At 66.3% G+C, this 22,035-nt stretch carries 15 protein-coding genes; 10 read left to right on the top strand and 5 right to left on the bottom strand.

Annotated features, from left to right (window positions below; translation table 11 throughout):
- Window positions 1–16 precede the first annotated feature (16 nt).
- From ACM43_RS21330 to ACM43_RS21315, 4 genes are all read left to right on the top strand, one after another.
- On the top strand, window positions 17–907 hold the full coding sequence (locus tag ACM43_RS21330; protein WP_157286926.1) for an outer membrane protein assembly factor BamD: 891 nt from the start codon (window positions 17–19) through the stop codon (window positions 905–907).
- A 13-nt stretch (window positions 908–920) separates the two neighbouring features.
- The gene (recN, locus tag ACM43_RS21325; protein WP_271542663.1) at window positions 921–2,594 is read left to right on the top strand and encodes a DNA repair protein RecN; all 1,674 of its coding nucleotides are present in this window, start codon (window positions 921–923) and stop codon (window positions 2,592–2,594) included.
- 160 nt (window positions 2,595–2,754) lie between these two features.
- Window positions 2,755–4,908, top strand: coding sequence for an NAD-dependent DNA ligase LigA (ligA, locus tag ACM43_RS21320; protein ID WP_271542661.1), 2,154 nt, complete (start codon window positions 2,755–2,757; stop codon window positions 4,906–4,908).
- A 308-nt stretch (window positions 4,909–5,216) separates the two neighbouring features.
- Window positions 5,217–6,665, top strand: a complete 1,449-nt coding sequence (locus ACM43_RS21315; RefSeq protein WP_271542659.1) for a cell wall hydrolase — start codon at window positions 5,217–5,219, stop codon at window positions 6,663–6,665.
- Window positions 6,666–6,823: 158 nt separating this feature from the next.
- On the opposite strand, the gene nadC is transcribed toward ACM43_RS21315, so the two are convergent.
- The 3 genes from nadC to nadA are packed head-to-tail and all read right to left on the bottom strand — an operon-like array spanning window position 6,824 to window position 10,429.
- Window positions 6,824–7,702 (bottom strand): carboxylating nicotinate-nucleotide diphosphorylase, encoded by an 879-nt coding sequence (gene nadC / locus ACM43_RS21310; protein WP_271542657.1) that lies wholly within the window; start codon window positions 7,700–7,702, stop codon window positions 6,824–6,826.
- Between the two features lie 10 nt (window positions 7,703–7,712).
- The gene (locus tag ACM43_RS21305) at window positions 7,713–9,317 is read right to left on the bottom strand and encodes an L-aspartate oxidase (RefSeq protein ID WP_271542655.1); all 1,605 of its coding nucleotides are present in this window, start codon (window positions 9,315–9,317) and stop codon (window positions 7,713–7,715) included.
- Between the two features lie 11 nt (window positions 9,318–9,328).
- Entirely contained in the window at window positions 9,329–10,429 is a 1,101-nt protein-coding gene (gene nadA / locus ACM43_RS21300; RefSeq protein ID WP_271542653.1) for a quinolinate synthase NadA, read from the bottom strand.
- A gap of 338 nt (window positions 10,430–10,767) precedes the next feature.
- Between nadA and ACM43_RS21295 the strand changes: the two genes are divergently transcribed.
- The 6 genes from ACM43_RS21295 to ACM43_RS21270 all read left to right on the top strand — a co-directional run bounded on the left by ACM43_RS21295 (window position 10,768) and on the right by ACM43_RS21270 (window position 18,050).
- Window positions 10,768–12,021 (top strand): MFS transporter, encoded by a 1,254-nt coding sequence (locus tag ACM43_RS21295; RefSeq protein WP_036028320.1) that lies wholly within the window; start codon window positions 10,768–10,770, stop codon window positions 12,019–12,021.
- Window positions 12,022–12,063: 42 nt separating this feature from the next.
- The gene (acuI, locus tag ACM43_RS21290) at window positions 12,064–13,050 is read left to right on the top strand and encodes an acrylyl-CoA reductase (NADPH) (RefSeq protein ID WP_271542651.1); all 987 of its coding nucleotides are present in this window, start codon (window positions 12,064–12,066) and stop codon (window positions 13,048–13,050) included.
- Window positions 13,051–13,164: 114 nt separating this feature from the next.
- The gene (locus ACM43_RS21285; protein WP_036003601.1) at window positions 13,165–13,752 is read left to right on the top strand and encodes a hypothetical protein; all 588 of its coding nucleotides are present in this window, start codon (window positions 13,165–13,167) and stop codon (window positions 13,750–13,752) included.
- A gap of 163 nt (window positions 13,753–13,915) precedes the next feature.
- Window positions 13,916–14,161, top strand: a complete 246-nt coding sequence (locus tag ACM43_RS21280) for a DUF6894 family protein (protein ID WP_157286918.1) — start codon at window positions 13,916–13,918, stop codon at window positions 14,159–14,161.
- A 200-nt stretch (window positions 14,162–14,361) separates the two neighbouring features.
- Window positions 14,362–16,098, top strand: coding sequence for a methyl-accepting chemotaxis protein (locus tag ACM43_RS21275; protein WP_271542648.1), 1,737 nt, complete (start codon window positions 14,362–14,364; stop codon window positions 16,096–16,098).
- A 263-nt stretch (window positions 16,099–16,361) separates the two neighbouring features.
- Complete coding sequence (locus tag ACM43_RS21270) at window positions 16,362–18,050, top strand: methyl-accepting chemotaxis protein (protein ID WP_271542646.1); 1,689 nt, start codon at window positions 16,362–16,364, stop codon at window positions 18,048–18,050.
- Between the two features lie 70 nt (window positions 18,051–18,120).
- On the opposite strand, the gene ACM43_RS21265 is transcribed toward ACM43_RS21270, so the two are convergent.
- Both ACM43_RS21265 and ACM43_RS21260 read right to left on the bottom strand, forming a co-directional pair.
- Window positions 18,121–20,832: a DUF2339 domain-containing protein gene (locus ACM43_RS21265; protein WP_271542644.1), complete on the bottom strand. Its 2,712-nt coding sequence runs from the start codon at window positions 20,830–20,832 to the stop codon at window positions 18,121–18,123.
- A 130-nt stretch (window positions 20,833–20,962) separates the two neighbouring features.
- Entirely contained in the window at window positions 20,963–21,931 is a 969-nt protein-coding gene (locus tag ACM43_RS21260; RefSeq protein WP_271542642.1) for an NUDIX hydrolase, read from the bottom strand.
- Window positions 21,932–22,035 lie beyond the last annotated feature (104 nt).

The following is a 22,035-nucleotide window of genomic DNA, read 5'->3' as shown; positions in this document are numbered from 1 at the left end:
GTCAGGGCTTAAACTCATGTCGGCACAGCGTATGACGCGCGGATATTTCTCGGTCTCGTCGCGAGCCCGCGGGCTGATTCAGGCCGTCACCTTCATCGTTCTTGCGTTGCCGCTCGCCGGATGCGGCACGGGCGCACTCTGGGACAAGTTCACCGCCAAGGACGACACCTTCGTCGAGGAGCCCGCCGACAAGATCTACAATGAGGGCCTGTACCTCATGAACGAGAAGAAGGACATGAAGGCGGCGAACAAGAAGTTCGAAGAGGTCGACCGCCAGCATCCTTATTCCGACTGGGCCCGCAAATCGCTGCTGATGTCGGCCTATGCGTCCTATCAGGGCGGCGATTATGACGGCTGCATCGGTGCTGCCACCCGCTACGTCACGCTTCATCCCGGCAGCCCGGATGCGGCCTATGCGCAATATCTGATCGCCGCCTCCCATTACGACCAGATCCCGGACATCAGCCGCGACCAGACCCGCACCGAAAAGGCGATCGCCGCGCTGGAAGAGGTGGTGCGCAAATATCCGAACTCGGAATATGCGACCTCGGCCAAGGCCAAGATCGAGGGCGCGCGCGACCAGCTCGCCGGCAAGGAAATGAGTGTCGGCCGCTACTACGCCCAGAAGCGCGACTACACGGCTGCGATCAATCGGTACAAGACCGTCGTCACGCAGTACCAGACCACCCGCCATGTCGAGGAGGCGCTGTTCCGGCTGACCGAGGCCTACATGACGATCGGCATCGTCGGCGAAGCGCAGACCGCGGCGGCCGTGCTTGGGCACAATTTTCCTGACAGCCGCTGGTACAAGGACGCCTATAATCTTGTAAAATCCGGCGGTCTCGAGCCGAGCGAGAATCAGGGGTCCTGGATCAGCCGGACCTTCAAGAAGATGGGTCTCGGCTAGGAAATTTGGTTCCATGCTGGCGCGTCTGTCGATCCGTGACATCGTCCTGATCGAACGGCTCGATATCGAATTCGCCTCCGGCCTCGCGGTTTTGACCGGCGAGACCGGTGCGGGCAAATCCATCCTGCTCGATGCCTTTGCGCTGGCGCTCGGCGGCCGCGGCGACGCCGGCCTCGTGCGTCACGGCGCGGAGCAGGGGCAGGTCACGGCCGTGTTCGATGTCCCGAAGAATCACCCTGCCGCGAAGATCCTGGCCGAGAACGGTCTGGACGATACCGGTGAGATGATTCTCCGGCGCGTGCAGCTCGCCGACGGCCGCACCCGAGCCTTCATCAACGACCAATCGATCAGCGTGCAGACGCTGAAGGCGGTCGGCACCGCCCTGGTCGAGATCCACGGCCAGCACGACGAGCGCGCGCTGGTCGATGCCGCAACCCACCGCCGCCTGCTCGACGCTTTTGCCGGCCTCGAGAAGGACGTCGCGGCCGTCGAAGCGCTCTGGGACGCGCGCCGCACCGCCAACACCGCGCTGGAGGAGCATCGCGCCGCCATGGAGCGCGCTGCGCGCGAGGCCGATTATCTGCGCCACGCCTCGGACGAGCTGAAGCAGCTCGCGCCCAAGGACGGCGAGGAAACCGCGCTGGCCTCCCGCCGCACCACCATGATGCAAGGCGAGAAGATCGCCTCCGACCTGCGCGAGGCGCAGGAAGCGGTCGGCGGCAATCATTCGCCGGTTGCCGCGCTCTCGGCGGCGGTGCGCCGGCTGGAGCGGCGCGGCGTCAACTCGCCGGCGCTGGTCGAGCCGGCGGTGAAGGCGATCGACGCCGCGATCAACGCGCTGGAGGAGGCCGATCAGCACCTCCAGGCGGCGCTGGCCGCAACCGATTTCGATCCGGCCGAGCTCGAACGCATCGAGGAACGGCTTTTTGCTTTGCGTGCGGCGTCTCGCAAATATTCGACCCCGGTTGACGGCCTCGCCGCGTTGGCCGCCAAATATGCCGCTGACGTCGTGCTGATCGATGCCGGCGCCTCGCGCCTGAAGAAGCTGGAGCAGGCCGCGATCGAGGCGGACAGCCGCTATGCGGCGGCCGCCAAGAAGCTGTCGCTGGCGCGGCAGAAATCGGCCGAGAAGCTCAACAAGGCGGTCAATGCCGAGCTCGCCCCTCTCAAGCTCGAGCGCGCCAGGTTCATGACCCAGGTCGAGACCGACGAGGCCGCGCCCGGGCCGCAAGGTTTCGATCGCGTCGAGTTCTGGGTGCAGACCAATCCGGGCACCAGACCGGGGCCGTTGATGAAGGTCGCCTCCGGCGGCGAGCTGTCGCGCTTCCTGCTCGCGCTCAAGGTCGTGCTGTCCGACCGCGGCTCGGCGCCGACGCTCGTCTTCGACGAGATCGACACCGGCGTCGGCGGTGCGGTTGCGGACGCCATCGGCGGGCGCCTGGCGCGGCTTGCCGGCAAGGTCCAGGTCATGGCCGTGACCCACGCCCCGCAGGTCGCCGCCCGTGCCGACCAGCACCTGCTGATCTCCAAGGACGCCCTCGACAAGGGCAAGCGCGTCGCCACCCGCGTCAATGCGCTCGCCGCCGACCACCGCCGTGAGGAAATCGCCCGCATGCTCGCCGGTGCCGAGATCACGGCCGAGGCGAGGGCGGCGGCGGAGAGGCTGCTGAAGGCAGCGACGGCTTGAGGTTCGTGTCCCGGACGCGCGGAGCGCGAGCCGGGACCCAGAATGCCGGCCGCGACATGGGCCCCGGCTCTGCAGCGCACCGCTGAAGGAGCGCTGCGTCCGGGGCACGAGATTTCCACAAGCCTTTACCCTCCCGCCCGCTCCGTCGTATCCAAGCGCCATGGCCAGAGCAGCAAAATCCAAAGCAACACCGCTACGCGACGTCGCCGAGCTCACCAAGGCGCAGGCCAAGGTCGAGCATAAGCGGCTCGCGCTCGATATCGAGGGGCACAACGAGCGCTACTATCAGGAGGACGCGCCCACCGTCTCCGACGCCGAATACGACGCGCTGCGCCAGCGCCTCAACGCGATCGAGGCGCGTTTTCCCGAGTTCGTCACCGCGGACTCGCCCTCGCAGAAGGTCGGCGCCGCGCCGTCAGGGCGCTTCAGGAAAGTCCCGCATGCCGTGCCCATGCTGTCGCTCGACAACGCCTTTGCGGAGGAGGACGTGCGCGACTTCGTCGGCCGCATCGTGCGTTTCCTGAAGCTCGACGACGACAAGATCGACTTCTCCGCCGAGCCGAAGATCGACGGTCTCTCGATGTCGCTGCGCTATGAGGGCGGCGAGCTCGTCACCGCCGCGACGCGCGGCGACGGCGCTGTCGGCGAGGACGTCACCGCCAACATCCGCACGCTCGAAGACGTGCCGCAGAAGCTGAAGGGCCGCAACATCCCCGACATCTGCGAGGTGCGCGGCGAAGTCTACATGACCAAGAAGGCGTTCCTGGCGCTCAACGAACGGCAGAAGGCGGCAGGCGATACCATCTTCGCCAATCCGCGCAATTCGGCCGCCGGCTCGCTCCGCCAGAAGGACCCGACCATCACCGCCTCCCGTCCCCTCGGCTTCTTCGCCTATGCCTGGGGGCAGATGAGCGCGATGCCGGAAGACACGCAGAGCGGCATGATCGGCTGGTTCGAGCGCTGCGGCTTCAAGACCAATCCGCTCACCAAGCTCTGTCACTCGGTCGAGGAACTGCTCGCCTTTCATCATGCGATCGAGGAGCAGCGCGCGCGGCTCGACTACGACATCGACGGCGTCGTCTACAAGATCGACCGCATCGACTGGCAGGAGCGGCTCGGCTTCGTCTCGCGCACGCCGCGCTGGGGTATCGCGCACAAATTCCCGGCCGAGCGCGCCATGACGGTGCTGCGCGACATCGAGATCCAGGTCGGCCGCACCGGCTCGTTCACGCCGGTCGGCAAGCTCGAGCCGGTCGGCGTCGGCGGCGTGATCGTGCAGAACGTCACGCTGCACAATGAGGACTACATCAGGGGCATCGGCAACAAGGGCGAGGTGCTTCGCGAGGGGCGCGACATCAGGATCGGCGACACAGTGGTGATCCAGCGTGCCGGCGACGTCATCCCCCAGGTGGTCGACGTCGTCCTCGACAAGCGGCCGAAGACCGCCAGGGAATTCCACTTCCCGAAGAAGTGTCCGTGTCCGCTGCACACCGACGTCGTGCGCGAGGAGACGGCGACGGGCGAGGAGGGCTCGCGTGCCCGCTGCACCGGCGAGTTCGCCTGTCCCTATCAGAAGATCGAGCATCTGAAGCTGTTCGTGTCGCGGCGGGCCTTCGACATCGACGGTCTCGGCGAAAAGCAGCTCCAGTATTTCTTCGACGAGGGCTGGGTGAAGGAGCCCGCCGACATCTTCACGCTGGAGAAGCGCAACGCGAAACTCAAGCTCGAGGAGATCGAAGGCTACGGCGCGACCTCGGTGCGCAACCTGTTCGGCGCCATCGAGAGCCGCCGCAAGATCGCGCTGGAGCGCTTCATCTTCGCGCTCGGCATGCGCCATGTCGGTGAGACCACGGCGCTGGCGCTGGCGCGCGGCTACGGCTCGTGGGACGCCTTCCATGATGCCTGCCTCAAGGTTGCCAAGGGCGACGAGGAGGCGATCGCGGACATGGACGCGCTCGACCAGATCGGCGACACCGTGATCAAGAGCATCGCCGATTATTTCGGCGAGAGCCACAACCGCGGCATCGTCGAACGCCTGACCAGGGAAGTCGAGATCGTCGACGCCGAGAAGCCGAAGAGCAATTCGGCCGTCGCCGGCAAGACCGTGGTGTTCACGGGCTCGCTGGAGAAGATGACACGGGATGAAGCCAAGGCGACGGCCGAGCGGCTCGGGGCCAAGGTGTCGGGCTCGGTTTCGAAAAAGACCGATCTCGTCGTCGCGGGCCCCGGCGCCGGCTCGAAGCTCGCGGACGCCAACAAGCACGGCGTCAAGGTGCTGACTGAAGACGAGTGGTTGAAGCTGATCGCCGAGTGAGGGGCGCGTTGGCCCCTCGCAACCCTCGTCATCGCACAGGCGCTCCCCCAACAGCTTCCCGTGATCGTACGCGGACGCAAGAGTTCCTTCACCATTCGCGTTGACCCGATGTTTACCGCTTCACGTGAGGCCGCATTTACCAATGCGCGACGTCGCCCCGTGAAAACACCTGCATTCGCTTGAGTGTGCCGCCTGCGCAACGCCGATTAACGCCCCGGCAACCTAAATTGGATACTCACAATAAAGGTCGAATTGCACGGATGTACTGAGTTCGATCAAACGAGCGTAAGCGTAGCGTGAGCGTATCGATGTCTGTGTTGCGTAACCATCCGAAGGGCGCGCGGTTCGCGTCCTTCGGCATCGGTCTCTGCATCTTCGCATTGATGCCGAGAGAGACCGGCTATCAGGACATTGCCTCGCTGCTGGCGCGCCAACCCGGCGTCGCCGAGCGGTGGCAGAAGCAGGTGTTCTCCGCTGCGTCCTCGATCCAGCTCGCCACCTACAGTTTTTCCCGGCCCATCGGCACCTCGGTTCCGCAGAGCGCGATGGTTCGGCTCGCGAGCCTCGACGGCGGCGACGTCACCGGCGCAATCCGCCGCAATCCGGCGCTTCAGGCATCGCCGCGCTACCACGCATCCGACTTTCCCAAGGTCGATCGCGCCCTGAAGGGCGATCGCCTCGCAATCGTCGCGCCGACGCAGTCGCCTGAGACGGCCGCGCCGGCTGCAGCACCGGCCAAGGAAGATCCCGCGACCTCGAACAGCTCGGTGTTCGGCGCCAAGACCGCCGCATTGCCGCCGGCGATGTCGCCGGAATCCGCGGCCCCGCTCGATCCCGAGCTGCAGGAGGCGATGCGCGCGCCGCCGCTGCCGCAATATTCCAATCCGCCGCAGGCGAGCGAGGCTGCGCGCGCGTTCGCGGTGCAGCCGCTGGAAGCGCTGAAGCGCGCCACGGCGCCGGCTGCTCCCGCGCGCGATCCTTTCAGCGTCAAGACATCGAGCCTGTTCTTCGGCAGCTCCTCGCTGGGCGGCAATCTCGAGACCATCGAGAGCTGGCAGCCCGGCGCCGAGCCGCTGATCGTGATGCCCGACCCCGACATGAAGGTGACGGCCTCGCTGACCCCGCCGACGGCGGAGATCGCCAAGGACATCGAGAGCGGCGAGAGCGTCGCGCCGAAGGGCGAGGTCAACGCCGACAACCAGCGCGGCAAGTCGCCGGCGGAGCGGCTCGCGCTCGACGACAAGTCGCGCGCCAAGTCCGAGAAGTGTCTTGCCGAAGCCGTCTATTTCGAAGCACGCGGCGAAGCCGTGCGCGGCCAGATTGCGGTGGCGCAAGTTGTGATGAACCGCGTCTTCTCCGGCAAATATCCCGACACCGTGTGCGGCGCGGTCTACCAGAACAAGCACCGGCATCTGGCCTGCCAGTTCACCTTCGCCTGCGACAACAATCCGGACGTGATCCGCGAGCCCGAAATGTGGGAGCGCGCCAAGAAGATCTCCAAGGCGATGCTCGACGGCCAGATCTGGCTGCCCGAGGTCGGCAAGTCCACGCACTACCATGCCTACTGGGTCCGCCCGTCCTGGGTCGCCGAGATGAAGAAGCTGTACAAGACCGGCGTGCACACCTTCTATCGGCCGCGCAACTGGGGCGACGGCAGCGAGCTGCCGAGCTGGGGCACGCCGGCGCAGACCGCTGCGCTGTCGGCCGAGCTCGCGCAGGAAGCCAAGAGCTCCGCGGAGTTGGGCGAGCGGCGGTAGCTTTCTCAACCTCGCCCCGCTTGCGGGGAGAGGTCGAATTCGAGCGAAGCTCGAATTCGGGTGAGGGGGTACAGGACTCTCGACTGGTCGCATGTGCGGAGAGAGGCCCCTCACCCCAACCCTCTCCCCGTAAGAACGGGGAGAGGGAGAAGAGCTCCCTACGCCTCGATATCCAGTGCACAGTCGAAATTCGGCGCAGAATGCGTCAGGGCGCCGGCCGACGCATAGTCGACGCCGGTGGCCGCAATGGCGGCGATCGAGTCCAGTGTGACGCCGCCGGACGCCTCCAGCGCGAGGCGGCCCGCGTTGAGCCTCACCGCCTCGCGCAGCGTCGCAAGATCCATATTATCGAGCAGCACCGCATCGGCCATTCCGCTCTCGAGCACCTCGCGTAGCTGCGCCAGCGTGTCGACCTCGATCTCGATCTTGACGAGATGGCCGGCATGGGCGCGGGCGCGCTCCAGCACCGGGCGGATGCCGCCGGCGACCGCGATGTGGTTGTCCTTGATCAGGATCGCATCGTCGAGCCCGAAGCGATGGTTGAAGCCGCCGCCGCAGCGCACGGCGTATTTCTCCAGCGCGCGCAGTCCCGGCGTGGTTTTTCGCGTGCAGCAGATGCGCATCCTGGTGCCTTCGGCGCGGGCGACATAGTCCGCCGTGAGCGTGGCGATGCCCGACAGCCGGCCGACGAAGTTCAGCGCGGTGCGCTCCGCCGTGAGGATGGCGCGCCCAGGACCCGAGATCGTGAGCACGTGCTGGCCTCGCGCAACCCGAGCGGCATCGCGAACATGTGCGCGCACCTCGATCTCGGGCGACAGCTTCTGCAAGGTCGCGAGCGCCAGCGGCAATCCGGCGATCACGCCGGACTGGCGCGCGACAAGGATGGCTTGCGCGCGCGTCGCCTCCGGGATCGTCGCCAGCGAGGTGACGTCGCCGGCGCGCCCCAGGTCCTCGTCGAGCGCGCGACTGGCGGCCGCCTCGATCGCGAGCGGCGAGAGGAAGGCATCGGGATAGAGCAGTGAGGTCGGGGTGATCATGGGGCCTCCTTCAGGCGATCATGGATTGCGCAAGGCGTGGCCGCGGGTGCTCGTCGAGGCTTTCCGCGACCTCGCGCGCCGCCGCGAGCGTGGTCATCGTTCTCTGCGCCAGCGCTGGGTTTTCGGCCGGGTGATCGGAACGGTAATGCGCACCGCGGCTCTCGCGCCGGGTCCAGGCCGCAGCGGCGACGAGCAGGGCCGAAATCGCCATGTTGCCGAGGACGCCGCGTCCGGCCTCGCGCTCGAGCCTTGCGAAATGGCGCATGGCTTGTGCAAGCCCGCCATCGTCGCGGATCACGCCGACATGTGCGCTCATCGTCGCGCGCAGCCGCTTCACTTCTGCGGCGTCCGGCGTGCCAGCGCGCGACCTCACCAAAGAGTCGGGAAGGCGTGCCGGCGGGGGCACGGTGCGGCCGGCGATGTCGTCGGCAATGCGGGCGGCATAGACGACGGCTTCGAGCAGGGAATTCGAGGCAAGCCGGTTGGCGCCGTGCGCGCCCGTGGAGGAGACTTCTCCGGCGGCCCAGAGACCGTCGATCGAGCTGCGACCGCGCGCGTCCACCGCGATGCCGCCCATGTGGTAATGCGCGGCCGGCGCGATCGGAATCGGCTGCGCCGCGGGATCGATGCCGGCGGCGATGCAGCTCGCATGCACGGTCGGAAACCTCGTCGCAAAGCGCGCGCCCAGCGCCTGGCGCGCATCGAGGAAGGCGCCGCGCCCGGCCGCGATCTCGGCGAACACGCCGCGGGCCACGATGTCGCGGGGCGCGAGCTCGGCGAGCGGGTGGCGGGCGCTCATGAAGCGCTCGCCGTTGCCATTGATCAGCGTTGCCCCTTCGCCGCGCAGCGCTTCGGTGGCGAGCGGCGCCGGGTCGCGGCCGACCATGATGGCGGTCGGGTGGAACTGCACGAATTCAGGATCGGCAATCACGGCACCGGCGCGGGCGGCGATCGCAAGGCCCGAGCCGCTCGCTTCCGACGGATTGGTGGTGACGGCGTAGAGATGGCCGAGCCCACCGGTCGCAAGCACGACCGCACGCGAGGCGAGCACGAGCGGCCGTGCCGCGGGATTGCCGGCCTCGCGCAATTGAAGCCCGGTGACCGCGCCGTCCTCGGTCAGCAGTGCTTCGGCGACGAAGCCTTCCATCAGCCGGATCGAGGGCGTGCGGCGCACGGCCTCGCTCAAGGCCGCGATGATCGCGGCACCGGCGCCGTCGCCGCGCACATGCACGATGCGTCGCGCCGAATGCGCAGCTTCGCGTCCGACGGCAAGCCTGCCGTCGAGATCGCGGTCGAACGGAACGCCAAGGGCGAGAAGATCGTGAATGCGCGGCGCCGCTTCGCGCGCGATCCCGAGCGCGACGGCTGCATCGACGAGGCCGCCGCCGACCGCGACGGTATCGGCAGCATGTGTCTCCGGCGTATCGCCTTCGGCAACTGCCGCGGCGATGCCGCCTTGCGCCCACGCGGAGGATGCGCCGTGCCCAAGCGGTGCCGCCGAGATCAAGGTCACCGTCCGCGGTGCAAGCTTCAGCGCGCAGAACAGTCCGGCAAGACCGCCGCCAACGATGACGACGTCGTCGGTGCGGGCGGGGTCGTGGATGTCGTGTTGCATGTTGCTCGCTCTCAATTGCTCAGATTGATCATGCGCTGGACCGAGCGCCGCGCACGTTCCGCAAGCGCGGGATCGATCGTCACTTCCTCACCAAGCGTCAGCAGGCTCTCCAGGATGTTCGCGAGCGTGATGCGCTTCATGTGCGGGCAGAGATTGCAGGGGCGAAGCATCTCCACTTCGGGCAGCTCGGCCCGGACATTGTCGGCCATCGAGCATTCCGTGATCATGACGAGCCGCCGCGGCCGCTTCGCGCGTACCCAGTTGATCATGTGCGCGGTCGAACCGGTGAAGTCGGCTTCCGCCAGCACGTCCGGCGGGCATTCTGGGTGCGCGATGATCTGCACGGACGGATCGGCCTCGCGAAAGCTCCGCAGCTCTTCGCCCGTGAAGCGCTCATGCACCTCGCAGGCGCCATTCCAGGCGATGATCTTCACGTCGGTCTTCGACGCCACGTAAGTGGCGAGGTATCGGTCGGGCAGGAAGATCACGGTCGGGGCGTTCAGGCTCTCGACCACCTGCACCGCGTTCGAGGACGTGCAGCAGATGTCGACCTCGGCCTTCACCTCGGCCGAGGTGTTGACGTAGGCGACAACAGGCACGCCGGGGAACTTCTCCCGCAGCAGCCGCACGTCCGCACCGGTGATGCTGGCGGCGAGCGAGCAGCCCGCACGCGAATCCGGGATCAAGACGGTCTTGTCCGGATTGAGCAGCTTCGAGGTCTCCGCCATGAAGTGCACGCCGCATTGGACGATGATGCCGGACTTCAGCTTGGTGGCTTCGACCGCGAGCTGGAGCGAGTCGCCGCCGATATCGGCGACGCAGTGGAAGATCTCCGGGGTCTGGTAGTTGTGGGCGAGGATGACCGCGCCCCGCGCGCGCTTGAGCTCGTTGATCGCATGAATCGTCGGCGCCATCAGCGGCCATTCGATCGACGGGATCACGTGCTTGACGCGGTCATAGAGCGGCGCAGTGGCGCGTTCGACCGCCGGCGTCCATTCCAGGGAGGGCATCGGCCATGTCGGTCCCGGAGGCGCGGCGCGGGGGAAGGTGATCGGCTGGCCTTGCGGCCGATTGGCAAAGTCGTCGGGACCGTACATTCCAGTGATCGGCATTGAAGCCTCCCAAGTGTGGCCATTAGGTGTGCTATTATGCTCAGTTTGAGAATATATAGGGCCCGAGAAAGCTGGCCGAGCAGGCCGGACAGAAGCCATATATGCTCAATATGAGCAAATCAAACGTAGCACGCACGGGCGAGTATCGCTAGGGCCTGCCGTACACATTCCCGTCACCGCGCACCTGTCAGGCGAGGTCGGATTGAAACGCAATGCTCCCGCTTCAGCTCTTCGTGGAATGCAATCGTTTTTGCCTTGGGATTTTCATGCATATGCATTAAACGGGCTGTCCCGCGGCTGCTGATTTGCGGCTCCGCCAAGGACAGACGAGGACAACCATGTCGACACAGATCGGCGAGCTCGCACCGGCCTCGCGTTCCTCCAACTGGCGTACCCCGGCCGTCATCATCCTCTGCGGTTGTGCCATCGGCATGCTCGGCTTCGGTCCGCGCTCGGCGCTCGGCTTCTTCGTGCAGCCAATGAGTCACGAATTCAGCTGGGGCCGTGACGTGTTCGGCCTCGCCATCGCCGTGCAGAATCTGTTGTGGGGACTGGGCCAGCCGTTCGCCGGTGCGGTCGCGGATCGCTTCGGCCTGTTCCGGGTGATGTGCGTCGGCGCGCTGCTCTATGCCGGCGGGCTGCTGTTGATGCGCTATTCCTCGACGCCGCTGTCGCTCAACATCGGCGCCGGGGTGATGATCGGCTTTGGCCTCGCCGGCTGTTCGTTCAATCTGGTTCTGTCGGCCTTCACCAAGCTCTTGCCCGCGGAGAAGCGCGGCATCGCGCTCGGCGCCGGCACGGCGGCGGGTTCGTTCGGACAGTTCCTGTTCGCACCGATCGGTGTCGCCTTGATCGACAATTTCGGCTGGCAGCAGGCGCTCTCCGTATTCGGCTTCCTGATGCTGCTGATCATCCCGCTGTCGCTGGCGCTCTCGACGCCGCCGGTGACAAGCGTGAACAGCGCAACGCCCGCGGATGACCAGACCATCACCAAGGCGCTTGCCGAAGCCTTCGGTCATCGCTCCTACGTGCTCCTGGTGCTCGGCTTCTTCACGTGCGGCTTCCAGCTCGCCTTCATCACCGTGCATCTGCCGGCGTTCCTGGTCGATCGCGGTATCACCGCACAAACCGGCGGCTGGGTGATCGCGGCGATCGGCCTGTTCAACATCATCGGATCGCTGAGCGTGGGGTATCTCCAGAACTATCTTCCCAAGCGCTACATCCTCTCGGCCATCTACTTCACGCGCGCGCTGGCGATCCTCGCTTTCATCTCGTTCCCGATCACGCCGTTCTCGGCGATCGCGTTCGGCGCGATCTCCGGCTTGACCTGGCTGTCGACGGTGCCGCCGACCTCGGCGCTGGTGGCGCTGATGTTCGGAACGCGCTGGCTCGCGACGCTCTACGGCTTTGCCTTCGTCAGCCATCAGGTCGGCGGCTTCCTCGGCGTCTGGCTCGGGGGCATCGTGTTCGAAAAGTTCGGGTCCTACACGCCGATCTGGTGGCTCTCGATCCTGTTCGGCGTGCTCTCGGCGCTGATCAATCTTCCGATCGTGGAGAAACCCGTTCAGCGGGCGGTTGCGCAGCCTGCCTGATCGGCTAAACATCCCCGACAAACAAAGTCAGGGAGTTCAGTCGTGGCCACATTCAAGGCGATCAGGATCGACAAGGCGGACAAGGGTACCACCGCGCAGCTCGCGCAGTTCGACGAAGCCGAGCTGATGGAGGGCGATGTCACCGTCCGCGTCGAATGGTCGACGCTGAACTACAAGGACGGCCTTGCGCTCACCGGCAAGGCGCCGGTGGTGCGTCGCTTCCCGATGATCGCCGGCATCGATTTTGCCGGCACGGTCGAAGCCTCCTCGCATCCGCAGTGGAAGGCGGGCGACAAGGTCGTTTGCACCGGCTGGGGCATGGGCGAGACCCATCTCGGCGCCTATGCCGAGAAGGCGCGGGTGAAGGGCGACTGGCTGGTCGCTCTTCCGCAAGGGCTATCGGCGCGCGACGCCATGGCGATCGGCACCGCCGGCTTCACCGCGATGCTCTCGGTGCTGGCGCTGGAGAAGCATGGCATCTCGCCGAAGAGCGGCCCGGTCGTGGTGACGGGCGCTGCCGGCGGCGTCGGCTCGGTCGCGATCGCCGTGCTCTCGAAGCTCGGCTACCACGTCATCGCTTCGACCGGGCGGGCCTCCGAGGCCGACTACCTGAAGCAGCTGGGGGCTGCCGAGATCATCGACCGCAACGAATTGTCGGCGCCGGCAAAGCCCCTCGCCAAGGAGCGCTGGGCCGGCGGCGTCGACAGCGTCGGCTCGACCACCCTCGCCAACCTGCTTTCGATGACGAAATATGGTGGAGCGATCGCGGCCTGCGGCCTGGCGGCCGGCATGGACCTGCCGTCCTCGGTGGCGCCGTTTATTTTGCGCGGAGTGTGCCTTCTCGGCATCGATTCGGTGATGTGCCCGATCGAGCCCAGGAAAGCCGCCTGGCAGCGCTTGGCCTCCGACCTGGATCGGACAAAACTAACTGAAATTACTGAGGAAATCTCGCTCGACGAGGTTCAGGGCTGGGGCGCGAAAATCCTCGCCGGCCAGGTTCGCGGCCGCGTCGTGGTAAAAATTGTCTGACGGCGTTCAGACTTTACCAACCAAGCTGCTTCAATCTCGCCATGGTTCGTATGGTAAGCAGCGGGTAAAGAGATAAAGGCATCGCCCGCTGCGGGGGTTGGTTCGGAGTTGAGCATGCTTGCGCGTATTGTGTTGGGGGCTGTCACGGCGGCAGCGACGTTTGCGCCGGCCATCGCTGGAAGCATGAACGCCGACGAGGCGCGCCGCTTCGTGGCCGGCAAGGTGTTCGCCTTCACCTGTTTCGACGGCACCCGCGGTGCAGGCCGCATCCTCGACGATCTCGGCGCCGCCGGTGCGGTGCAATTCTCGGGCTCGGGCCCGGTCAAGCACCTCCGACTTCCCGGCAATACGCTCCAGATTCGCGGCCAGAACGTTTGCGCCTCGATCAAGGGCATTCCGTTCGAGCCCTGTTTCAACCTCGAAAAGACCGACGATCGCAGCTTCCGCGGTTCGGTGTCGGGCATGGGCTTCGCCTATTGCGACTTCCGTCACCAGGGCGGCAACCAAATGCTGATGGCGCGCGCTGCGGCGCGGCCGCGCTCGCTGCACAAGCCGGAGCACACCGGCACGGTTGCCGCATCGAACACCGAGGTAGCCGCGCGCGTCGAGACGCCGCGTGTCGAGGGCAGCCGGCTCGAGCCGGTGAAGTCCGAGCCGGCGAAGAACGAGGGACCGCTGGAGCTGCGCCGCTCCACGCAGTGAGCTCGCCTGCGCGGGACAACCCGCGCCATTGATCGTCGAAGGCATGATCGAACACCAAGCCGCCTGCGCCGTAGTCATACGGACGGCGGCTTTCATGCCTTGGTAGCTGTTCGGGCCGCAGTTTGCGCGTGGCCGGGGGGCGGTCCCACGCAAAGGTTCAACGATGTCGCTCTATTTCTTCCGCATCAGCACCGGCCGTTATTCCGGCGCCGCCGACCTGCCGTACGAGTTCGAGGATCGCGCAGCCGCCTGGACCGAGATGACCGAGGTGTGCGCCAATCTGCTCAGCGGTATCGCGCGCAGCCTGAAGCCGAACGCCGAATGGTGCATGGAGCTGCTCGACGAGGACAAGCAGCCGGTCTTTCGAATCAGCCTCGTCGGCGAGGCCATCGGATGTAAAGCGTCCTAGCTCCGACTTGAAGCTGCAATTTACAACTATGACGGGATCATTTCCTTTCGCGCTCAATCATTTAGCGTGCAAAGTCAGTATTTCTGCGAGGGATTTCGTTAACCAAATCGGAATGTGAGAAGCTCACTTTTTGGGCAATGGCGCAGTCAGGGGAAGCCGACAATGACTCGGCTGCGCGTTCCTTCGGGGGAAGCATGCCCATGTTGAGCCTAGTTCAGAATCTGAGGATCGGGACCAAGCTGGCGATTGCGTCGGCGCTCGGTGTGCTCCTGGTTGGGGCCATGATTGCAAGCCAGATGCTCGGCAATGCGGACATTCGCGAGAGCAGCCAGAGCGCGCTTGCGCAGCAGCAGATCGCGCGCGACGCAGTCAAGGCCGAGGCTGCGGTTCGCGGCATGCAGCTCGCGGTACGAGACCTTCGCCTTGCCAATAGCCAGGCTGACATTCAGAAGGCCGTCCAGAACCTGGGCGACCAGCAAAAATCGACGAACGCGCTGGTCGATGGAATGCTGAAGCTTTCTCACGAGGTGGAGAACCGCGCTCGGATGGAGAAACTGAGATCGCTGGCTGCGAATTACGAAAAGGCCGCGCAGCAGATCGCCGGCGTGCGCGGCGAAGCCCTGGCCGCCAGCGGTGCAGACGGAGCGGCCCGCGCTGCGAAGCTCAATGAAGACGTCGTTCGCATCGCGCGCGAGGTGACCCTGCCGATTGCCGGCGAGCTCGACGTGCTGATCGGCCAGATCGCCGACTACGCAAGGCACAAATCCGAGGAAAAGAATGCCGCGGCCGCGGCACAAATGAGATCGAGCGAGCAGCTTGCGATCCTGGTCGGCGCACTCGCCATGCTCGTCCTCGTCGGCTCCTGGCTGATGTCGTTCCTGACCATCGGGCGGCCGATCCGTGCACTCACGGTCGCCATGGACAAGCTCGCCGGCGGCGATTTCTCCGTGGTTCTGCCCGGTCTCGGCCGCAAGGACGAGGTCGGCGGCGTCGCGGCGGCCGTTGAAAAGTTCAAGGTCGTGTCGGAGCAGAAGGCGCGCGAGGACGCCGAAGCCAAGATCAGGCAGGACCAGATTGCGGCCGCGCAGCGCAAGGCCGAGATGCACAAGCTGGCTGACAGCTTCGAAGCCGCGATCGGTGAGATCGTCGATACCGTGTCCTCGGCCGCGACCGAGCTGGAAGCTTCCGCCTCGACGCTGACCGCGACCGCGGCGCGCGGCCAGGAGCTCACGACCATGGTTGCTGCCGCTTCCGAGGAAGCGTCCACCAACGTGCAGTCGGTCGCGTCGGCGACCGAAGAGCTGTCGTCGTCGATCACCGAGATCAGCCGGCAGGTGCAGGAATCCGCCCGCGTCGCCGGCGATGCGGTGAACCAGGCTCGCACCACGACCGATCGCGTCGGGGAGCTCTCCGCTGCTGCGGCGCGGATCGGCGACGTGGTCGAGCTGATCAACACCATCGCCGGCCAGACCAACCTCCTGGCGCTCAATGCAACCATCGAGGCCGCGCGCGCCGGCGAGGCAGGCCGCGGCTTTGCCGTCGTCGCTTCGGAGGTCAAGGCGCTTGCCGAGCAGACGGCGAAGGCGACCGGCGAGATCGGCCAGCAGATCGCCAGCATCCAGACCGCCACCGAGCATTCGGTCGGCGCGATCAAGGACATCAGCCACACCATCGAGAAGCTGTCGGAGATCTCCTCGACCATCGCAGCCGCGGTGGAAGAGCAGGGCGCCGCAACGCAGGAGATCTCCCGCAACGTGCAGCAGGCGGCGACGGGCACCCATCAGGTGTCGTCCAACATCACCGACGTGCAGCGCGGCGCGAGCGAGACCGGTTCGGCATCCTCGCAGGTGTTGGGGGCCGCGCAATCGCTGTCCGGCGACAGCAACCGGCTGAAGCTCGAAGTCGGAAAGTTCCTCGATACCGTGCGCGCGGCCTGACACGTGCCTTTTCGCGAGCGTCCGCATCGTAACGGGAGATGCCGGTGCGGCTGCAACAAAGAGTTGCAGCGAAACCACGATCGCTGCGCACGAGCCGTATTTTTACGTAGCCTCCTGTTAACGCCTGTTTGCGATTATGCGCGCAATCCTTCGGGAAAAGAACCAGCCAGCATTGTTGAACTGACCTTCGCCCGGGTCGTCCGTTGTGACGTCTGCGGCGCAGGTGATGTGCGCGTTGCCGGGTAATCATCGGGATTGTCGTGATGTCGAAGTTGTCGATCGTCTTCAAGCTGCTGACCGTGCTGTCGGTCCTCGTGCTCTCGCTCGCCGGCGTCGGCGTGATGGCGATCGGCACGATGCAGAACATCAACGCCCACACCGTCGAGATCGCGGAGAGCTGGTTGCCGAGCGTGCGAGCCCTCGGCTCGATGCGCGCCGACATCAACGAGCTGCGCGTCGCGCTGCGCCTGCACCTGATGCAGGACACCGCCGAAGGCAAGGAGGCCGCCGAAAAGCGCCTCGCCAATTTGCGCGAGCGCATCGAGAAGACCCGCAAGGTCTACGAACCGCTGATCAATGCGGCCGAGGAGCGCGCGCTCTACCAGCAATGGTCCAAGGCGTGGGCCGAGTACCTGAATGGTGTGCAGGACGTCATGGCGCTGTCCCGCAAGAGCGTTGGGCGCTTCCCGACCGACGCCAACGAGATGTTGCAGACCAAGGTGGCAAAGATGGCCCAGGCGGCCGATCCGCTGCTTCAGAAGGGCATCGAACTCAACAACAGCGGTGCCGAGCTGGAGACGAAGCAGGCGGCGGAGAGCTACGCGGCGGTCTTCCGCGTGCTGGTCGGCGTCATCGTCGCGGCTGTCGTGATCGCGATCGCCGCCGCCTATTACCTCGTGCGCGACGTTTCTCGCGGCATTGCCTCGATCATCCGTCCGATGCAGTCGCTCGGCGAAGGCGACCTCTCGGCCGAGGTGCCGCATCGCGGCGAGAAGACCGAGATCGGCTCGATGGCGGATGCACTCCAGATTTTCAAGGAGGCGCTGATCGCCAAGAAGGCCGCCGACGAAGCGGCGGCGCGCGAAGCCGAGGCCAAGATCGAACGCGGCCGCCGCGTCGATGCCATCACCCGCAATTTCGAGGTCATGATCGGCGAGGTCGTCGAGACCGTATCGTCGGCTTCGACCGAGCTCGAGGCGTCTGCGGCAACGCTGAGCGGCACAGCGCAGCGCGGCCAGGAGCTCGCAACCGTCGTTGCGGCTGCATCGGAGGAAGCTTCCACCAACGTCCAGGCGGTGGCCTCTGCTTCCGAGGAGCTGTCGTCCTCCATCACCGAAATCAGCCGCCGCGTGCAGGATTCGGCGCGGATGGCGGCGGAAGCGGTCGAGCAGGCGGCGCGGACCAACGAGCGCGTCAACGCGCTGTCTCAGGCGGCCGCCCGCATCGGCGACGTCGTCGAGCTCATCAACACCATCGCGGGCCAAACCAACCTGCTCGCGCTGAACGCGACCATCGAGGCGGCGCGCGCAGGCGAAGCCGGCCGCGGCTTTGCCGTCGTCGCCTCCGAAGTCAAGGCACTGGCCGAGCAGACCGCGAAAGCGACCGGCGAAATCGGGGCGCAGGTCTCGGGCATCCAGGCGGCGACGCAAGAATCCGTCAACGCCATCCAGGAGATCGGCGGCACCATCGAGCGGCTGTCGGAGGTGTCCGCGGCGATCGCCGCCGCCGTCGAGGAGCAGGGCGCGGCCACGCAGGAGATCTCGCGCAACGTTCAGCAGGCCTCGCTCGGCACGCAGGAAGTGTCGTCCAACATCACCAACGTGCAGCGCGGTGCGATCGAGACCGGCTCGGCCTCGAGTGAAGTGCTGTCGGCGGCGAAGTCGCTGGCGACCGACAGCACCCGCCTGAAGGTCGAGGTCGCGCAGTTCCTGGAATCGGTCCGCGCGGCTTAGAGGCACCCGCTCGATCGTTGTTGACCTCTCCCCGCTGGGGAGAGGTGGAGTGCCCGCCCGACGATCCAGTCTAGCTGCCCGTCTGCGGCGCGGCCGGCGGCGGTGCGATCTGCCGCCGGAACAGGATACGCTGGTAGAGCCAGCCGATCGCGACCAGCACGACGCCGAGGCACATGAACGAGAGCGCCCGATAGACGCCCGTCAGCGTCCACACGTCGACGGCGAACGCCTTGAAGATCGTCAGCGCGATGACGGCGGCAGAAGCCAGCCGCGCACGCTCCGAATTGACCAGGATACCGACGCCGAGCAGCGCCACGCCGAAGGCGAGCCAGCCGATCGAATAGGTGTATTGCTCGGCACTCGTGGTGCCGCCGTAGAGCAGGACCGGGCCGTGATAGAAACGGCGGATCTCCAGCGTCACATAGGTGAGCGCGAACACCAGGGCACCACCCGCAATCGTGTTTGCATATGCGACACTGCGGTGTCCTGCGACCGCGTAGGAGAGCAGCAGCATCAGCACGGCCGGCAACGCATAGCCAAGCAGCAGCAGATTGAACACGAGGCCGCCGACATTGACGCTGGAGAGCAGCAGCGGGTTCTCCAGGATCAGGAGACCGATCACGCTGATGAGGCCGGCGATCGCCGTCAGCACGACCGCGCCGACATTGTGCACGATGCTGTGGGTGCGCAGCCGAAGGCGCTCCAGGCCGATTGCCATGGCGAGCGTGACACAGACTTGCAGCGCGAACTCGAGCAGTGAGGGGGCCGCGGTCATGCGACCGCCAGTCGCGAAGTGCCGGATCTCCATGAAAGCGAGCAGGGCCGTGAACAGGATGGCGGCGGTCTCGACCACGCGCAGCGGCGCATCGTCGGCGCGGCGGCGCAGGAAGATGCTCGCGCCCCAGAACGAGGCGGCCGGCAGGCCATAGCCCCACAACAGCCAGTTGAAGATCGGCGTGGTGCCGACGGCATCGCCGACGATGCGCGGATCATAGACGATGCGCGCGGTGACGATCGCAGCGAAGATGGCAGCCAACCGCCGCAGCACCGGAATCGGCCGCTGCAACGAGATCCAGGCGGTGCCGAGCGACATCAGCGCGAGCGCGATGGTGAGCCAGCCCTTCTCCAGGGCGAAGGTCAGCGCCAGCGCCAGCGCGCCGAGTGTACCGGTCGCGAACAGCGCGACCGAGGTTGCAACGCCGGGCCGCTCTTCGCGGCGCATCAGCGCTTCGGTCGCAGCGCCAAAGGCCGCAGCGAGCAGCACGGCAAGGATCGCAAACGGGATCGAGCGGTCGAGATGGGCAATGCGCGCATAGAGCGCAACCAGGATGGCGATGGGCGTTGCGACGCCCGCCGCAGACCACACCACGGGAATGATCGCCGAGTTCGAGCGGCCTTGCGCGAAAAAGCCCGTGACGCCGAAGCCGGCGGCGAAGATCGCGGCCGTCACCAGATGCAGCGTCACCGCGCTGTCGGTCGCGACCGGGCCGACGCCCGGCATCGGGCCGCCCGGCAGCACCAGCATGTCGGGGTTAGCGCGCACCGCCCATTCGGCAAACACGATGAAAACGGTCGCCGCGGCCGCGCCCAGCGCGCCGGTCGCCGCCGGTGCGCGCCAGGCGACGAACAGCGTGCCGCCGACGAGGAGCGTGAACGCGATCAGCGCGAGATCCGCATGCGCGCTCGACAGCACGACCAGCATCGCGCCGAACAAATAGGCGCCGAGCGCGCCCGATGAGACCGGCTCGATTTCGCCGTCCTCCATGCTGGGTCCGAACATGAAGCCGCAGACGACGAGCAGTGCGGCGAGCACGAAGCCGGCGATGGCATGGAAGGCGTGCGGCGCGACCTGCACCTGTTCGATATCGAGACCCGGGAATATCCAGAGCACCGCGAAGGCAATGGTCGTGACCGCAAGCCAGCGCCATAGCCTGATGCGGGCGAGCCCGAAACTCGCGGCCGTCACGACCGCAAGATAGATGTAGAGCGCCCAATAATCCGGCTTGCCCGAGGAGACGAGGATCGGCGTCACGAAGGCGCCGACGACGCCGAGCCCGGCGAGCGCGGGGCCGTGCAGGAGCGCTGCGGCCAGCGTGCCCATCGCAACGATGCCGAGCAGCACGAAGGCTGTCGCAGGCACGAGGAAGTCGTAGAGCGCGTACGCCGCGTAGATGGTCGCGAACGCCACCGCCGTGCCAGCCGCGGTGAGGATCGCGGGAATGTTGGCGATAGGCAGCGCCGCGATGCTCGAGATGCTCTCCTTGCGCCGCGTCCATTCGCCGGCGCCGAGCAGCGCAGCGGCGAACAGGCCGCCGAGGAACACGCGCACGCCGGGGCCGAGCAGACCGGCCTCGATCGAATAGCGCACCATGAAGAAGCCGCCGAGCGCGAGCGCCAGGCCGCCGATCCACACCACCCAGCGCGTGCCGAGCCGCTCCTCCAAGCCGGGTGCGGGCGCCGGCAGCGGCGGCGGTGCGCCGGGCTCCGTGTCGGCCTCGAGCGGGGGAGAGGAAGCATCCTCGGTTAGGGGCGGAGGCGGCGTCTCGGGTTCGGGCGCAAGCGGCGGCGGCTCTGGGGCGGCCGTTGTGGTGGCGGCTGCGGGCGCCTGCTCCCAAACAGGCATCAACGGCGGCGGCTGGACCGGACGTTGCGCGGAAAACATCTCTTCAAGCGAGTTCAGCCGCCGGCGCAGCTCGGTCGCCTGGTTGGAGGACTTGATCGCGATCAGGAAGGCGATGATCGCAATGATCAGCGCGAAGACGTCAAACGGGCCGTCGAACATGAAGCCTCCAGGCAACCGGCGGGGCAGGGGCCGGTCGCGCATATCAGGATCTTAATTTCTTGAGCATGATCTTACCGGAAAACCGCTACGCACTTTGCGCTAACGCGGCCGTTCGGGTCCGGATCATGCTCTAGCGCCGGGAGCGTACGCGCAAGCCCGGCGCGGGCCGCTCCTGGAGCACCTCGCGGCGGAAGCGGTAGAGCGCTGCCGGCCGTCCGCCCGTCTGTGTCGACATCACCCCGGTCGGTTCGACCAGGGCCTCCATTTCGACCAGGCGGCGGAAGTTCTGCTTGTGCAGGTGCCGGCCGGAGATCGCCTCCACCGTATGCTGCAGTTCAGTGAGTGTGAATTCAGCCGGCAAAAGTTCAAAGACGACAGGACGATACTTCAACTTTGCGCGCAGCCGCGCGATTGCCGTGGCGAGAATCCGGCGGTGGTCGAACCGCATCGAGGTCCCGAGCGGGGGAAGCGTCTTGCGCGCCAGTGCCGCAGGACGTCCGTCGCGGCGGGCCTCCTCGATCAGCCCGGCCTCGTAGAGCAGCTCGTAGCGGTCGAGCACGCGCTCCTCGTCCCAGGGCGCGCCGTCGAGACCGAAATAGAACCGCACGCGATCCTTCCGCGGCAGCGCGCGAACAGTCTCCGGCGTCTCCGCCTCGGCCCATTCGCTCAGCGCAGGGATGATGTCGCGGGCGATCATCGCCGGCGGCTGCTCGCGCCAGTCTTCCCAGGGGAAGAAGCGATACCAGGGCGCGAAGCTCGCCGTGTTGGTCGCGAGCTCGCCGCCCGCAGGGCGCGTCAGCGCGAGATAGCCGATCGAAACGATATGGGCGCCGGTGTCGCCGGCCTCGGCATGACGGCCGCGGTCGCCGAACGTGTAGAGCTGCTCGACATAGCCGAGCCGCAGCCCCGCCTGTTGCTCGACCCAGGCGCGCAGGCCGATCTCGAACGTGCGATGGCTCACCGCGTCGAACGGACCGAACGGCAGGCCGGCAAGCCCGTCGGCACCGTGTGCGGTCAGGATCAGCGGCTCGTGGTTCTCGATCGCGACGATAGCGGCGGTGAGGCCGATTTCGATTGGCGTCAGCAGCGTCTCGCTCATACGGCTGCCGTGTCGTTGAATTGAACGGAATGCCGCATGGTTAAGACGGCCCATCCGCGGACTCGGTGCACCTTTCCCGCTTGCGGGAGAGGTCGCGTCGCATC

Origin of the sequence: Bradyrhizobium sp. CCBAU 45321 (genome assembly GCF_028128975.1) — a bacterium.
Classification (GTDB): domain Bacteria; phylum Pseudomonadota; class Alphaproteobacteria; order Rhizobiales; family Xanthobacteraceae; genus Bradyrhizobium; species Bradyrhizobium yuanmingense.
Note: the sequence above shows the minus strand (reverse complement) of the source record. Positions and strands in the feature narration are given on the sequence as shown.

Coding starts and splice junctions, on each gene's coding strand:
- ACM43_RS21315 (WP_271542659.1), top strand. CDS start 5,217: ATGTCTGTGTTGCGTAACCATCCGAAGGGCGCGCGGTTCGCGTCCTTC.
- ACM43_RS21295 (WP_036028320.1), top strand. CDS start 10,768: ATGTCGACACAGATCGGCGAGCTCGCACCGGCCTCGCGTTCCTCCAAC.
- nadC (WP_271542657.1), bottom strand. CDS start 7,702: ATGATCACCCCGACCTCACTGCTCTATCCCGATGCCTTCCTCTCGCCG.
- ACM43_RS21265 (WP_271542644.1), bottom strand. CDS start 20,832: ATGTTCGACGGCCCGTTTGACGTCTTCGCGCTGATCATTGCGATCATC.
- ACM43_RS21260 (WP_271542642.1), bottom strand. CDS start 21,931: ATGAGCGAGACGCTGCTGACGCCAATCGAAATCGGCCTCACCGCCGCT.
- ACM43_RS21330 (WP_157286926.1), top strand. CDS start 17: ATGTCGGCACAGCGTATGACGCGCGGATATTTCTCGGTCTCGTCGCGA.
- ACM43_RS21280 (WP_157286918.1), top strand. CDS start 13,916: ATGTCGCTCTATTTCTTCCGCATCAGCACCGGCCGTTATTCCGGCGCC.
- ligA (WP_271542661.1), top strand. CDS start 2,755: ATGGCCAGAGCAGCAAAATCCAAAGCAACACCGCTACGCGACGTCGCC.
- ACM43_RS21305 (WP_271542655.1), bottom strand. CDS start 9,317: ATGCAACACGACATCCACGACCCCGCCCGCACCGACGACGTCGTCATC.
- nadA (WP_271542653.1), bottom strand. CDS start 10,429: ATGCCGATCACTGGAATGTACGGTCCCGACGACTTTGCCAATCGGCCG.
- ACM43_RS21275 (WP_271542648.1), top strand. CDS start 14,362: ATGTTGAGCCTAGTTCAGAATCTGAGGATCGGGACCAAGCTGGCGATT.
- ACM43_RS21270 (WP_271542646.1), top strand. CDS start 16,362: ATGTCGAAGTTGTCGATCGTCTTCAAGCTGCTGACCGTGCTGTCGGTC.
- ACM43_RS21285 (WP_036003601.1), top strand. CDS start 13,165: ATGCTTGCGCGTATTGTGTTGGGGGCTGTCACGGCGGCAGCGACGTTT.
- recN (WP_271542663.1), top strand. CDS start 921: ATGCTGGCGCGTCTGTCGATCCGTGACATCGTCCTGATCGAACGGCTC.